This is a genomic window from Sorangium sp. So ce1036, assembly GCF_051369805.1.
Classification (GTDB): Bacteria; Myxococcota_A; Polyangia; order Polyangiales; family Polyangiaceae; genus Sorangium; species Sorangium cellulosum_F.
In genome coordinates, this window is sequence record NZ_JBBMOX010000001.1 from 9,398,450 (window position 1) to 9,411,040 (window position 12,591).

A 12,591-nucleotide genomic window follows, 5' to 3' on the forward strand; every position below is an offset into this window, starting at 1 on the left:
TCCTGTTCGAGGCGAACGCGAGCCACCTTCAGATGTCCCTCGGAGCAAGAACCCATGACCGCAGCACGTACGGCCTCCACCTCGATGGCATTGCTCAGGCAAAGCTCCCCCATCTTGCGAGGCTAGGACTCAATCATGGCGAAGGAACAGCTCCGGGGGCCGTCCATGCAGTCATGGTGAGCTTCGGACAGACCGCGAGTCCCACCCAGCAGCTCAACACTGGGTACTTCATCGGCATTGGAGTGGGCAAGGAGAACATGTCGACGATCGAAGACAAGCAATTTGGGATCGATGCCACGTTCGAAGCCGGATCGTTCCGGGCGAGCGCGGCCACGAGCCTTCAACTCTACCAATTGATCGGAGCCGTTCTTCCCATGTTCACCACGACCTTGAGGCCGCAGGGGACCCTTGTCCGCACCACGCACGTCGATCTGTTCCTCGGCGGGGACATCTATTCCCTCAATCTCAATACGCAGCTCGGCGTCACGTGCGGATCACGGCTCAGGGACATAAGAATATTCGATCAAAGCATAGACGGACTCATATCGACAATGGAAATGAATGCTTGGACCAGCGCTCCGATGCATGGGGTCTTCTGGGCAGCCTACGTCGAATCACGCCTCGGGATCGTCGTCGATCTGGAGTCCAATCAGGGAGAAGAGCGCGATCGAATTCGTGAGTATGGGCAACGTTGACCGGTCGCGGCAGGGGCGCCACTCGCCTTGCTGCTCTCGCTCGGGCTGATTGCGATGCAGGTGAGTGTGCCGGCCCGGGTACGCCGACATCCTAGTCGATGGGGCCGTCTTCGCCATCGTCCCCGGGGCGAGCGCCGCCGGCCTCGCGCCCGGGCAAAGCCGCCCCGTGCAACCGCACCCAGGTTGGGCCGCCGGCGCCCAGGTCCGGTCGCCGGCGCAACGTCGCCCGAGGGAACACGCCGGTTCACCCCGCGCCCCCCGGCAGCCACGACGAACCCGCGCGAGGCGGTCTGCTCCGGCACGAGCAACCCCGCCGCGCGGCGCCCCTCGGAATCCACCCCAATGGCCGCCCCTGTCAGGTTCCTTCGGGTCGATCCTGGCCTGCACAATCGTCAGGCATCGCGCGACCGTCCCGACGTACCCCGGAGGCAGCGGCTTCGTCCCGGAGATCTCCTGCCAGCCGAGACGAGCAGCGCTCCGCCGTTGACCCCCTGGAGCCGCTGTGCTCTTCCTTACGCCCGCCCCCGAGCTCACCGATTCAACCCGCGCACCACGCGCTCGTGAGCACGCGCGCGTGGTCGCCCTGATCTCGCGCGGTTCTCCATGGGAAAATCGACCATCACGACCTGCGACCCCGCGCCCCCGGCGCTCCGCTCGACCTCCTCTGCGATCCCCTGGGCACGCCCGCTCCTCGCGCTCCTGGCCGCGATGCTGCCGGCCTTTGCCCTGGCTTCCGGCTGCGACGGCGACGATCCCGATGCGAGCGGCGCGGCCGGCGCCGGCGATCCCGACGATTTCACCATCGACATCGAGCTGCCGCCCGACGTCGAAGCCCGCTTCCTCGATCTCGTGGCCGAGCTGGGCGCCGCCATCTGCGAGCGCGCCCGGAACTGCTGCGACGACTACGGGCTCACGCCACGCACCGACTGCACGCAGATGGGCGGCGAGGTCTTCCTCATCCGGCTGGTCGAGGGCACGGACCTCGGCACCAAGGACGCGAGCGAGCTCGACTTCTACATCGACGAAGTCCTGGCGGAGCGATGTGTTGAAGTCGCGCGCTCCGTCTCGAACAAGTGCGTCTTCACCGGCGAGACCACCTTCGCCTGGTTCGCGCCTTGCTCGTCGGCCCTCGTGATCCGCCCCAAGGGAGAAGCGCCCGTCGAATGCTACAGCGACAAGGCGTGCGAGACCAGGCTCGGCCCGGGCCATGGGTGTGTCGCGAACACCTGCCGGCCGATGGTCGAGGTCGGGGAGGGAGGAGCCTGCGCGCGGACCGAGGAGGGCTCCACCATCCCCGTCTGCGCGGCGAGCCACCTGTGCGACGCGGGCATCTGCACGCCGCGAATACCTCCCGGCGGGCCGTGTCGCTCCGACGTTTGCGTTCCAGGAGCCTACTGCGACACAGCGAGCACGGAGCCCACCTGTGCCACGCGCTTGCCGGTCGCGGCGTCCTGCCGGTATTCCAACGATTGCGCGGAAGGCTTGAAATGCGCGTGCCCATCCGGAACGCTCAGCTGTGCGGAGCGCGCCTGCCTCGAAGATCGCGACGTCGGCGAGCCCTGCTCCGTGAACGCGCAGTGCTCCCTCGGGGCCCGCTGCGAGGACGGCATTTGCAAGTCGTCGACCATCGGATTCTGCGCGCCTCCGTGAGCGCGCGCGGCGTCGCCCCGTCGACGTGCCCCGCCGGGTGAGCCACGGCGGTGGGCCGGCTCGTCCGCTCTCCCCCGCCGCCGGTCCGCTCCCCCGGCGGCCGGACGCTTGCCGCGCGGCCCGCCTGCGCCATCGTCCTCCTCTCGCGCATGCCGATCATCACCGGAATCATCCCCTCCCCCGACCAGCCCGGGCACGTCGTCATCCTGGTCGACGGGGTCGCGTTCGCCACCGTCCCCGCGGAGCGCGCCGCAGGCCTCGCGCCCGGGCAAGGCAGCCCCGAAGCCGCGGCCTCGCCGCGCCCCCCGGCCTCGCCGCCCGCGCCGACCGCCGACGCCGCGCAGAAGACCTACGAGCGCGCGCTCCGGCTGCTGTCGTTCCGGGCGCGCTCGGCCCGGGAGCTCGAGAAGCGCCTGATCGAGAAGGGCGAGCCCCCGGAGCTCGTGGCCGCCGCGATCGCGCGCCTCACCGCGAACGGGCTCCTCGACGACGCGCGCTTCGCCGAGGCCATGGCGCGCTCCGGCATCGTGGGCAAGCCCCGCTCGCGCCGGCGGATCGCGCACGACCTCGCCAGGAAGGGCGTCGCGCGCGACGTGGCCGACGCGGCCATCCGGCAGGTGATGGCCGACGAGGGGACGGACGAGCGCGCCGTGGCCGAGCGGGCAGCGCGCAAGAAGCTCCGCGCCCTCGCCCGCCTCGATCCGAGGGAGCAGCGGCAGAAGCTCCACGCCTTCCTGGCGCGGCAAGGCTACGCGCCCGACGTGGTGCGCCGGACGCTCCACGCGGTGCTCGACGCCCCGCCGCCGGACGACGAGCGCGGCTGAGGACGGGGAGCGCCGGCGTCGCTCAGCGCCGGCGTCGCTCAGCGCCGCGCGCCCGGCGCGCGGAGGCAGACCTCGATGCCGGCGCGGAGGTCGCCGTGCGTGGTGACGCCGGAGAGGTCGACCCCGAGGCCGCACATGGACTGGGCGACGGCGGGCCCGATGCCGGTGAGGACGCCTCTCGCGCCGAGCAGGCGGATCGCGCGGACAATGCGGACGAGGTGGTCGGCCGTCGCGGCATCGACGCTCTCGACGCCGGTGACGTCGATGATGGCGAAGCGAGCGCCCGTGCGCACGACCTCGTCGAGGAGCTTGCTGGTGACGTCGGCCGCGCGCGCGTCGTCGAGCGCGCCGATGAGGGGCACGGCGAGCACGCCCTCGGCGACCTGGAGGATGGGCGTGGACAGGGCGCGGATGAGCGCCTGCTGGCGCTGGATGACCGCGAGCTGATCGGCGATGGCCTCCTTCTGCCGCTCGAGCTCGGCGATGGTGGCGGCCATGTGCTCCTCGTGCTCCCGCTGCGCCGTGATGTCCGTGCCGATGGCGAGGATGTGCGTCGTGCCGTCCTGCTCGACGAGCGGCACCTTGATGATGGACATCCACCGCACGTTGCCGTTCGGGCGCGTGATGGGTTGAACCCTCGAGACCCGCTGCATGCGCGCGAGCACCTCCCGGTCCATCTCGCCGATGGTGGAGAGCTCGGCGTGGGAGTGCGGCAGATCGCCGAGGGTCTTGCCCACCGCCCCCTCCGGCGTGGTGTCGTACAGCTCGGCGTAACCCTTGCTGACGAGCTTCATCCTGCCGTCCCGGTCCTTGACCGTGACGATGATCGGGATGGTGTCGAGCACGAGGCGGATGAACTGCCGCTCGCGCTCGAGGTCGAGCTCTGCCTCCTTGAGCTCGGTGGTGTCGATCCGCAGGCCGACGAAGCTGCCGTCGGCGAGGCGGCAGCCCTTGAGGGTGATCCAGCGGTCCCCGAACCGCCGCACGTAGACCTCTCCGGGGCGGCGATGCTCCGCGAGGCGACCGGCGACCCACTCGTCTTCGCTGAGGCCGCTGTGGCGGTGGATCCCGTTCCGGCAACCCTCGCGGACGACGTCTTCGAACGTATTGCCAATCTGAATGGCGGCGGCACATTCGGGGTAGAGCGATTTGTAGGCCGTGTTGAAGAAGCAGAGCCGCTCCTCGGCGTCATAGATGACGAATCCGACGTCGAGCGCCTCGACGGCCGCGTGCAGGCGCGCGCCTTGCTCGCGCGCCGCCTGCGCGGCCCGGCGTTGCTCGGTCACGTCGCGCAGCGCGAGGAGCACGGCGGCGCACGCGCCCGCGGGGTCGACGAGCGGGCTGAGGTGCCCTTCGGCGAGGACGACGCGCTCGTTCGCGAGGTGGAGGGCGAGGTCGGGCGGAAGGGCGCGCGGGGCGCGATCGCGGAGCACCTGCTCGAGCAGCGCGCCGAGGGGCGGATCGGGCCGCAGGACCTCATCGACAGGCCTCCCGCGCGCCGTCGCCCCGGGAGCGGAGCAGAGGCGCTCGGCGGCGGGGTTCAGCGCCAGGATCCGACCGCTTTCATCGAGCAAGAGCAGCGGGTCGACGCTGCAGGCGAAGGCGAGCGAGGTGAGATCAACGGGAGCGTCGCTAGGCATTGGGCGGAGCGTAGAGCAAGAGCGCCTCAGGGTGTCGGCCTCGACGACCCCATGACGCATCCGCAGATAGCGGATGCTGCTGGTCGAGCTCGGCATGCGGCCCTCCGCTCGCCGGAGCGGGTGGCCGAAGCGCATGGAATCGAAGCGATGAGGGAGGGGGCGTGAGTGCGCGAGAGCACCCGTGAGGACACACACCCCCGGACACCTTCCCCTCGATCATCCATGGGTCTACTTTTCTCCTTGGCTTCTGGCCATGATGTCTGCATACTCGCGCTCTATCTGATAGGGTGGCGGTAGACTCGCTCAGTTGACGACGAATGTGCTCCGCCCGACGGTGGCCGCGCCCAGGCAGCAGCGCCCATCTGGCGGGTCGCGGACGCGCCGATGCCATGGCGACACCGAGCTCTCGCGGACTCCGCGGGGCTCTCCGGGAGGGCTCACCCCCTGGCGCGGCGCGCAGCAAGTCCATGGGACGCGTCGGGCCAGCGTCGCGGGGATGGCCGCGGCGCATCGCGCGCCGCGCATCGTGCGGCACGTCTTTTCACGTCTCCTTCTCACGTCTCCTTCTCACGTCTCTTTCCGACATCTCGGCACGCCGAGAACGCTCATCACATCCGGAGGCAACATGCTCGAACAGCTCGCTCGCATCTCCCGTTTCCTGGTGCTCCCCCTCGCGACGGCCTCGCTGGCCGCCCTCGGTGTGGCCGGCTGCAGCGCGGCGGAGGCCGACGACGTGGCCATCGAGGGCACCACCGAGGAAGCGGGTGTCACGAACGTGCGGGTCGACGCCGAGAGCATCGCGCGTCTGTCCGCCGGTGAGCGGCTCTCGGTCGACCTCCACGCGCGCGGCGTGAGGGTCCATTTCGTGTTCGACGGCCTCGACTTCGACCGCATCGATCTCGCCTTCGGCGATCGAGGCAAGGCGCCGATGGCCGAGGCGATGGCGCCCCTGTTCACGCACCCTTACAGCCCCCTCGACGCCCGGGATGGACGATTCGTGATCACGACGGATCCCGCGAGCTTCCCCGAGCTCACCGCGGACGACATCGCGGCCCTGGAGACCGAGCGGATGATCGCGCGGGAGCACGGCGGCAGCACGCCGAAGGCGCAGCCCCAGTCGCGCGACGAGTGCGTCGAGCAGACCATCTATTTCTACGTGGACATCGAGATCAACGGGGTGATGCAGCCGGTCCTGTGCGCGCACACCATCCTCGTCTGCGGCGGGACGACGTGCGATGTGCACACCCACGGCGGGCACGAATACCTGTTCTGCGACGGCCAGGAGTCGTGGGCCGACGCGAAGGCGCAATGCGCGAGCCAGGGCAAGAGCCTGCTCACGATCAACGACGCCGAGGAGGAGGCCTGGGTCCACGGGATCGCGTCGGCGCTCTCGACCCAGAAGTGGTGGATGGGCTTCAACGACAGGGCCTCCGAGGGCACCTTCGTCTGGGACAGCGGCGAGCCCGTGACGCACACGAACTGGTACCCCGGCGAGCCGAACGACGCCGGCGGGGACGAGGACTGCGGGCAGCTGAACCGGTTCTACCCGGAGCTCGGCTGGAACGACGAGCCCTGCTCTCTGCACCTGCGATACATCTGCGAGTCCACGGACTGACCCACGGGCTGGCAGCGCCGGCCGCGCCCGCGGGGGGTGGAGGACGGCGGCGAGCGGTTGACGCTGCCGGGGAGACGCTCGATCGTGCACGGCATGCAGCAGGACACGCAGGTGCGCCGGGGGGCGATCGGGCCCTGGCTCCAGGGCTTCATCGCCGATCACGGGGGCATCGCCGGCACCGTGCACGTCGTCGAGGGCGGCGCGCTCGCGCTGGCGGCGGCGGTGAACATCCCGGAGAAGGTGCAGGAGATCACGCGCACGGTGCCGCGGGGCAAGGGGATGGCTGGGCTCGCGTGGGAGCGCGGGGTGCCGGTGCAGACCTGCAACCTGCAGACGGACACGTCCGGGGACGTGCGGCCGGGCGCCAGGGCCGTCTCGGCGCAGGCCGCGGTGGCCCTGCCCGTGCGCGACGCGTCGGCGAACGTCCGCGCCGTCGTGGGGATCGCGTTCGCCGGCGAGCGCGAGCTCGGCCGCGAGGAGCTCGCCCGCCTCGCCGAGCGCGCGGCCACGCTGCCGGCGTGATCGACCGCCCACGCTCCTGAGCGGCCGCTCACCCGACGCCGGCAAGCTCTTGTTTTTCGCGGCGGCGATGCAACGATGCGCGCCTTCCCATGGCGACGAACGGCATCAACGCGCCGGAGCCCCCCATCGACGATCCGCGCGAGGCTCCGCGCGAGCCGGACTCCCGGCCGCACGTCCGCCTCGAGGACCTCGCGCGCGGCGCCTCGCGCGGCGCCTCCTGTGTCTCGCGCGGCGCCCCGGATGAGCCCGCGCCCGAGGGGCCCGGCGCGGACAGCGCCGAGGGGCCCGGCGCGGACAGCGCCGAGGGGCCCGGCGCGGACAGCGCCGCGCGCGAGCCCCTCACGGCGAGGCTCGCCCGCCGCACCGCGCCCGGCGTGCTCTACGAGCGGGGCCCCGAGGAGGGCTACCTGCGGTGCACCGCGTGCGCGCACCGCTGCGTCCTCTCGCCGGGGCGCGCGGGCGCGTGCGGGATCCGCTTCGAGCAGGACGGGGAGCTGCGCGTCCCCTTCGGGTATGTCGCTCGCCATTACGTGCGCTCGGTCGAGACGAACACGATCTTCCACGTGCGGCCCGGCGCGCGGGCGCTCACCTTCGGCATGTTCGGGTGCGACCTGCGCTGCCCCTATTGCCAGAACTGGAAGGTGTCGCAGGCGCTCCGCGAGCCGGAGATCGACGGCGAGCCGATCGACATCAGCGCCGCCGCCCTCGTCGACCTGGCCGTCGCCGAGGGCTGCGAGGTGATCGCGAGCGCCTACAACGAGCCGATGATCACGGCCGAGTGGGCGCGGGCGATCTTCACCGAGGCGCGGCGCCGAGGGCTCGTCACGGCGCTCATCTCCGACGGCAACACGACGCCCGAGGCGCTCGCGTACATGCGCCCGGTCGCGGACGTGTTCCGCGTCGACCTGAAGGGGTGGAGCGCCGACCAGTACCGGACGCTCGGCGGCCGCGTGGAGCCCGTGCTCGCGTCGATCGGCGAGGCCCGGCGCCTCGGCTACTGGGTCGAGGTCGTGACGCTCGTCGTCCCCGGCTTCAACGACAACCCCGCTGGCCTGCGCGCCCTCGGCGCCGAGATCGCGAAGGTCGACCCCGACATCCCGTGGCACCTCAACGCCTTTTACCCGCGTTACAGGATGCGCGATCGCATGGCCACCGATCCGGCGTTCCTCGTGGACATCGCCGGCGTCGCCTATGCGCGCGGGATGAAATACGTTTACGTCAGCAACATGGCCGACCGGGTGCGCGAGCTCTCTCACACCCGCTGCCCGGACTGCCTGGAGGTCGTGGTGCGGCGGTTCAATTACGAGACGCAGGAGGTCCTGCTCGCTGACGGCGCGTGCCCCTCGTGCGGGGCGCGCGTGCCGGGCCTCTGGCGGCAGCGCGCCGCCTAGCGGGCCCGAGCAACACGTCCGTCGGGGCCGGGTCGGCGCGCGCGCCGGAGGTGCGCTCTTACCGGCTGCCGTCGATCGTCACGATGGATCCATCCGGCCGGTGGTGGAGCTCCGTCACCTTCACGTTGCGCAGGTGCGTCTTGCCGCCGGAGAGCTCGCAGTCGTGGTAGAAGAGCCACCACCTGCCCTCGAACTTCACGATGGAATGGTGCGTCGTCCATCCCAGCACGGGGGTGAGCACGACGCCCTGGTAGGTGAAGGGACCATACGGGTTGTCGCCCGTGGCATACACCACGAGGTGCGTGTCGCCGGTGGAGTACGACAGGTAGTACTTGCCGTCGTGCTTGTGGATCCACGGCGCCTCGAAGAAGCGGCGCTCGTGATCCGTCTGCAGGATGGGCGCGCCGTTCTTGTCCAGGATGCGGATCTCGCGCGGCGTCTCGCCGTACTGCAGCATGTCGTCGCTGAGGCGCGCCACGCGCGGCCCGATGGCGGGCCTGGCCTCCGTCGGCTCGGGCGGCACGGTGGGGTCGTACTCCCCGCGCTGCCAGCGCTGGAGCTGCCCGCCCCAGATGCCGCCGAAGACCAGGTAGTGCGCGCCGTCGTCGTCCTGGAAGGTGGCGCAATCGATGCTGTAGCTGCCCCTCATGGGCTCGGGCTCCGCCTTGAAGGGCCCCTCCGGGCGCTTGCTGGTGGCCACCCCGATGCGGAAGACGCCGTTCCGGTCCTTGAGCGGGAAGTACAGGTAGTAGGTCCCGTTCTTGTGCGCCGCGTCACCGGACCAGAGCTGCCGCCCCGCCCAGGGGATGTCCTTGACGTCGAGCGCCACCCCGTGGTCCGTCGCCTCGCCGGGGATGCTCCCCATGGAGAGGACGTGGTAGTCCCGCATGTCGAAGTGGTCCCCGTTGTCGTTCTCCGGGATGCCAGACTCGATGTCGTGCGACGGGTAGATGTAGATGCGGCCCTCGAAGACGTGGGCGCGCGGGTCCGCGGTGAAGAGATGGGAGACCAGGGGCTTCGGTCGCAACATGCTGCTCCGTGTCGTGTGAACCGTGGATCAGGTCCCGAACGCCGCTCATGCGGCGGCGGGAAGGAGGAAGCGTCCGCCTGGCGACGAGAGGTTCCGAGAGGTGCTCTCAGGCGGGCGGATCGCGCAAGGCATCTTCTGTCGTCTCGGGGCGCCAGTGTACCCGATCCGCGCTACCTGGTACAGCGCCCCCGGTCGGGCCCGGGATCGCGCAGAGCGCCTCGACGGCGGTCGACACGCTCGGTCATCGACATTGCCGCGGCGCCTGGTGAGCAGCACGTGCGGAGTTTCCCCGCGTGCTCGCATCGATGAGCATGCCAGAAGGGCGCACGCCCTCGAGCCACCGTAGGCCCGGGGGGCGGGGGTGGCTCCGGGCATTGCCGGAGGGGCCAGAGCGGAGGCGGGTCACAAAAGGGACCCGCCGGAGCGCCGGCCCCGGAGGCGATGCCCGGAGCCACCTCCGCCCCCCGGGCCGGGCCATGTGCCCGGGCCGGGCCATGGACGAAATCACCCCAGGCGGCGCGCACGTGCGCCCCTGGTAAAAATCGGCCCCCGCTGCGGTGGGCCCTCGTGACGCCCTGCGCGTCTCTTTCGTGCGATGCGTGGAGAACCGAGCGCGCCGGCAATGCGACATGGTACCGTCGCGCCATGCCGTCACCTGGAGAGTGCCTGGCCCGGATCCTCGATGAAGGCCGCTATTGCGCGAGCCGCACGCTCGGCGAGGCGGGCGCGGCGGAGCTCCACCTGCACGCGATGGAGAGGTTCGTCGCGCTGGAGCCGACGATTCCCCCGTTCCGGAGCAGCATGAATCGCGAGCTCTTCTCGTACGGGCCGCCCGTGCTCGCGCTCTACCAGGCGCTCCTGCACGACCTCGGGGTCGACCGGGAGCCGGCGCTCGAGCTCGCCGAGGAGATGCTGCAGGCGTTCGTTCGCAAGCAGCTCACGAGGAGCCCGCTGCTCAACGCCGCGATGCGCGTCGCGCTCCGGCTCAAGCCCGCGCGGAGCCTGCTCATGCGGAGCCTGCGCAAGGAGGAGCCGGACGGCTTCCGCTTCGAGGAGGCGAGCGACCCGGGCGCGCTGTGGGCCTTCGACGTGCGCGAGTGCGCCCTCGTGCGCTTCGCGCGGCGGCACGGCGCGCCGGAGATCGTCCCGATAATCTGCCGCGTCGACGACCTCGTCGCAAAAGAGCTCCACGGCCTCGAGCTGCGCCGCACGGGCACGCTCGGCACCGGCGCCGAGCGGTGCGATTTCCGCTACGTCGACAGCAGGAAGTAGCGCCCCGCCCTCCCCTCACCCCCCCAGGCCGTCGTGCCGGCCCGCGCAGTCCGGGTCGGCCGGGAGCGCGCAGGCGAGCGCGCAGACGCCGTCCGCCCCGCAATGGAGCTCGGCGCAGTCGGGGTCGACGACCTCCGGGCCGACATCGCACGACGGCGCGCAGACGCCGTCGGCGCGGCACGGGTTGTCCGGCTCGAACTCGTCGATGGTCGGCTGGATGAACGCGGCGATCTGGAGCGCGTCGGTGCGCGCCTGCACGCCGTCGAGGGTGCACGGGTCGTCGCCGAACGACGTGACGCCGGCGTGGCGCTCGACGCCCCACCGCACGAGGAACGCCGGCCCTCCGGAGTCGCCGGCGCACGTGTTCATGCTGGGGACCTGGTAATAGAACTGGGTGGCATCGATCGTCCCCGGCGTCCCGCCGACCCGGGCGGGGCCGACCGCCACGATGGGGAACGCCGCGACACGGCGCGTGCCGAACCCCGTCCCCGCGACGCCGTCGGAGACTCCATACCCGACGAAGGTGTACTCCGGCCCGATGTACTGGCCGCTGTTCACCATCGATTCGCGCAGGAGCGGCGCGGGCTGCACGGGCGCGTCGCTCTCCAGCTTCAGGAGCGTGAGATCGTTCTCGAGGGTGGCCGACCTGAAGCCGGGGTGTCGCCGCGAGATTTCGACCCGCACGCTCGTGGAGCGGCGCCCGAGGCTCGCGCCGAAATAGACCCGGGTGATGTTGCCGTGGCAGTGCCCCGCCGTGATCACGGTGCGCGCCGAGATGAGCGTCCCGCTGCAGTAGGCCTTTCGCGTGTTGCCCACGCCCACGACGTAGGCGTGCGCTGCGTCCGCGGTGCCGCCCACGATCGGCTGTCGGGACGTGAGCAGCGGCTGCTCGCCGTCATCGCTGGCCAGCGTATCCGCGCAGCCAGGCCCGCCGAGGACCAGGATCGCGATCAGGAGTCCATTCCGCATACTGCCATCTCTCCGTCCAGGAATGATGTCCAGAGCGGCGCTGCGGTAGGGCGCGCGCCGGTGGCGCCGCTCGAGTCCGCTGGTGAGCGGAGCCCTTAACAAGCGAGGTGCCAGCGCCCTGCGCGCGCACCTGACGAGCGAGGTGCCAGCGCCCTGCGCGCGCACCTGACGAGCGAGGTGCCAGCGCCCTGCGCGCGCACCTGACGAGCGAGGTGCCAGCGCCCTGCGCGCGCACCTCCGGGGCGGCCCTGCGCGCTGCGCGGGTCCTGGAAGGGCGCGCGAGCGGGAGAATCGCCCCGGGTCGGTCCACCGTCGCCGGGCCGGGGCGCGACAGGGGCGCTCCGCGGCCCGGAGGGGGCGTCACGACGTCGGCGTCGCGCGCTCGGACAGGGCGCCGCGCTCCGCGACGCCGGCGATGTAGACGCGGTTGAGCTCGCGACAGGCGCGCTCGTGGACGCCGACGACCACCTCGAGCCCGGCGCTCCGCAGGATGGCCACGCCCCGCCCGCACACGAGGGGGTTCGGGTCGATCATGCCGATCACCACGCGGCGGACGCCGGCGCGCAGCAGCGCGTCGGTGCACGGCGGCGTCCGGCCGTGGTGGCAGCACGGCTCGAGGCTCACGTAGAGCGTGGCGCCCTCGGCGCGGCCGTCGAGCTTGCGGAGCGCGCTGACCTCGGCGTGGGCCAGCCCGGCGCGCTCGTGGAACCCCTCCGCGAGGAGCACGCCGTCGCGCACGACGACCGCGCCGACCATCGGGTTCGGGGCGGTGCGCCCCGCGGCGAGCGCGGCCAGCTCAAGGCAGCGCTCCATCCAGCGAAGGTCGTCGTTCATGCCGGCCTCGGGCCTCGGCCGTCCATGGGGGGGCGGAGGGGCTGTCCCGCCGCGATGTCGCACTGCACCACGCCGCCAGTATAGCGAAGAAACCGGGAACGGCGCGCCTCCCTCGCCCGCCCCGCGCGGCGGCGCGGTCTCCTCCGCCT

The 12,591-nt window shown here is 71.4% G+C and carries 11 protein-coding genes; 7 read left to right on the top strand and 4 right to left on the bottom strand.

The genetic code is table 11. The features are described from left to right. The first annotated feature begins 173 nt into the window (after positions 1–173). The 3 genes from WMF31_RS35320 (at position 174) to WMF31_RS35330 (ending at position 3,169) form a co-directional block, all read left to right on the top strand. Positions 174–695, top strand: a complete 522-nt coding sequence (locus tag WMF31_RS35320; protein WP_436606153.1) for a hypothetical protein — start codon at positions 174–176, stop codon at positions 693–695. 603 nt (positions 696–1,298) lie between these two features. After that, the gene (locus WMF31_RS35325) at positions 1,299–2,345 is read left to right on the top strand and encodes a hypothetical protein (protein WP_436606154.1); all 1,047 of its coding nucleotides are present in this window, start codon (positions 1,299–1,301) and stop codon (positions 2,343–2,345) included. Between the two features lie 149 nt (positions 2,346–2,494). Continuing rightward, complete coding sequence (locus WMF31_RS35330) at positions 2,495–3,169, top strand: regulatory protein RecX (protein WP_436606155.1); 675 nt, start codon at positions 2,495–2,497, stop codon at positions 3,167–3,169. Between the two features lie 38 nt (positions 3,170–3,207). On the opposite strand, the gene WMF31_RS35335 is transcribed toward WMF31_RS35330, so the two are convergent. After that, positions 3,208–4,809 (bottom strand): PAS domain-containing protein, encoded by a 1,602-nt coding sequence (locus WMF31_RS35335; RefSeq protein WP_436606156.1) that lies wholly within the window; start codon positions 4,807–4,809, stop codon positions 3,208–3,210. A gap of 625 nt (positions 4,810–5,434) precedes the next feature. On the opposite strand from WMF31_RS35335, the gene WMF31_RS35340 reads away from it, so the two are divergent. The 3 genes from WMF31_RS35340 to WMF31_RS35350 all read left to right on the top strand — a co-directional run bounded on the left by WMF31_RS35340 (position 5,435) and on the right by WMF31_RS35350 (position 8,337). After that, on the top strand, positions 5,435–6,424 hold the full coding sequence (locus tag WMF31_RS35340; protein WP_165372981.1) for a C-type lectin domain-containing protein: 990 nt from the start codon (positions 5,435–5,437) through the stop codon (positions 6,422–6,424). A 93-nt stretch (positions 6,425–6,517) separates the two neighbouring features. After that, complete coding sequence (locus tag WMF31_RS35345) at positions 6,518–6,946, top strand: GAF domain-containing protein (protein ID WP_436606157.1); 429 nt, start codon at positions 6,518–6,520, stop codon at positions 6,944–6,946. An 89-nt stretch (positions 6,947–7,035) separates the two neighbouring features. Then, positions 7,036–8,337: a radical SAM protein gene (locus WMF31_RS35350; RefSeq protein WP_436606158.1), complete on the top strand. Its 1,302-nt coding sequence runs from the start codon at positions 7,036–7,038 to the stop codon at positions 8,335–8,337. Between the two features lie 58 nt (positions 8,338–8,395). On the opposite strand, the gene WMF31_RS35355 is transcribed toward WMF31_RS35350, so the two are convergent. After that, positions 8,396–9,367 carry a glycoside hydrolase family 43 protein gene (locus tag WMF31_RS35355; RefSeq protein ID WP_436606159.1) on the bottom strand — a complete coding sequence of 324 codons (972 nt, stop codon included), beginning with the start codon at positions 9,365–9,367 and terminating at the stop codon, positions 8,396–8,398. Between the two features lie 645 nt (positions 9,368–10,012). On the opposite strand from WMF31_RS35355, the gene WMF31_RS35360 reads away from it, so the two are divergent. Further along, on the top strand, positions 10,013–10,639 hold the full coding sequence (locus WMF31_RS35360) for an L-2-amino-thiazoline-4-carboxylic acid hydrolase (protein ID WP_436606160.1): 627 nt from the start codon (positions 10,013–10,015) through the stop codon (positions 10,637–10,639). 15 nt (positions 10,640–10,654) lie between these two features. On the opposite strand, the gene WMF31_RS35365 is transcribed toward WMF31_RS35360, so the two are convergent. Both WMF31_RS35365 and ribD read right to left on the bottom strand, forming a co-directional pair. After that, the gene (locus WMF31_RS35365) at positions 10,655–11,608 is read right to left on the bottom strand and encodes a S1 family peptidase (protein ID WP_436606161.1); all 954 of its coding nucleotides are present in this window, start codon (positions 11,606–11,608) and stop codon (positions 10,655–10,657) included. Positions 11,609–11,968: 360 nt separating this feature from the next. Further along, entirely contained in the window at positions 11,969–12,442 is a 474-nt protein-coding gene (gene ribD, locus WMF31_RS35370; protein ID WP_436606162.1) for a bifunctional diaminohydroxyphosphoribosylaminopyrimidine deaminase/5-amino-6-(5-phosphoribosylamino)uracil reductase RibD, read from the bottom strand. Positions 12,443–12,591: the final 149 nt, after the last annotated feature.

Excerpts from the sequence above, each read along its gene's own strand:
- WMF31_RS35325 (WP_436606154.1), top strand. The coding sequence starts at position 1,299 with ATGGGAAAATCGACCATCACGACCTGCGACCCCGCGCCCCCGGCGCTC.
- ribD (WP_436606162.1), bottom strand. The coding sequence starts at position 12,442 with ATGAACGACGACCTTCGCTGGATGGAGCGCTGCCTTGAGCTGGCCGCG.
- WMF31_RS35330 (WP_436606155.1), top strand. The coding sequence starts at position 2,495 with ATGCCGATCATCACCGGAATCATCCCCTCCCCCGACCAGCCCGGGCAC.
- WMF31_RS35320 (WP_436606153.1), top strand. The coding sequence starts at position 174 with ATGGTGAGCTTCGGACAGACCGCGAGTCCCACCCAGCAGCTCAACACT.
- WMF31_RS35340 (WP_165372981.1), top strand. The coding sequence starts at position 5,435 with ATGCTCGAACAGCTCGCTCGCATCTCCCGTTTCCTGGTGCTCCCCCTC.
- WMF31_RS35365 (WP_436606161.1), bottom strand. The coding sequence starts at position 11,608 with ATGCGGAATGGACTCCTGATCGCGATCCTGGTCCTCGGCGGGCCTGGC.
- WMF31_RS35335 (WP_436606156.1), bottom strand. The coding sequence starts at position 4,809 with ATGCCTAGCGACGCTCCCGTTGATCTCACCTCGCTCGCCTTCGCCTGC.
- WMF31_RS35345 (WP_436606157.1), top strand. The coding sequence starts at position 6,518 with ATGCAGCAGGACACGCAGGTGCGCCGGGGGGCGATCGGGCCCTGGCTC.
- WMF31_RS35350 (WP_436606158.1), top strand. The coding sequence starts at position 7,036 with ATGGCGACGAACGGCATCAACGCGCCGGAGCCCCCCATCGACGATCCG.
- WMF31_RS35360 (WP_436606160.1), top strand. The coding sequence starts at position 10,013 with ATGCCGTCACCTGGAGAGTGCCTGGCCCGGATCCTCGATGAAGGCCGC.
- WMF31_RS35355 (WP_436606159.1), bottom strand. The coding sequence starts at position 9,367 with ATGTTGCGACCGAAGCCCCTGGTCTCCCATCTCTTCACCGCGGACCCG.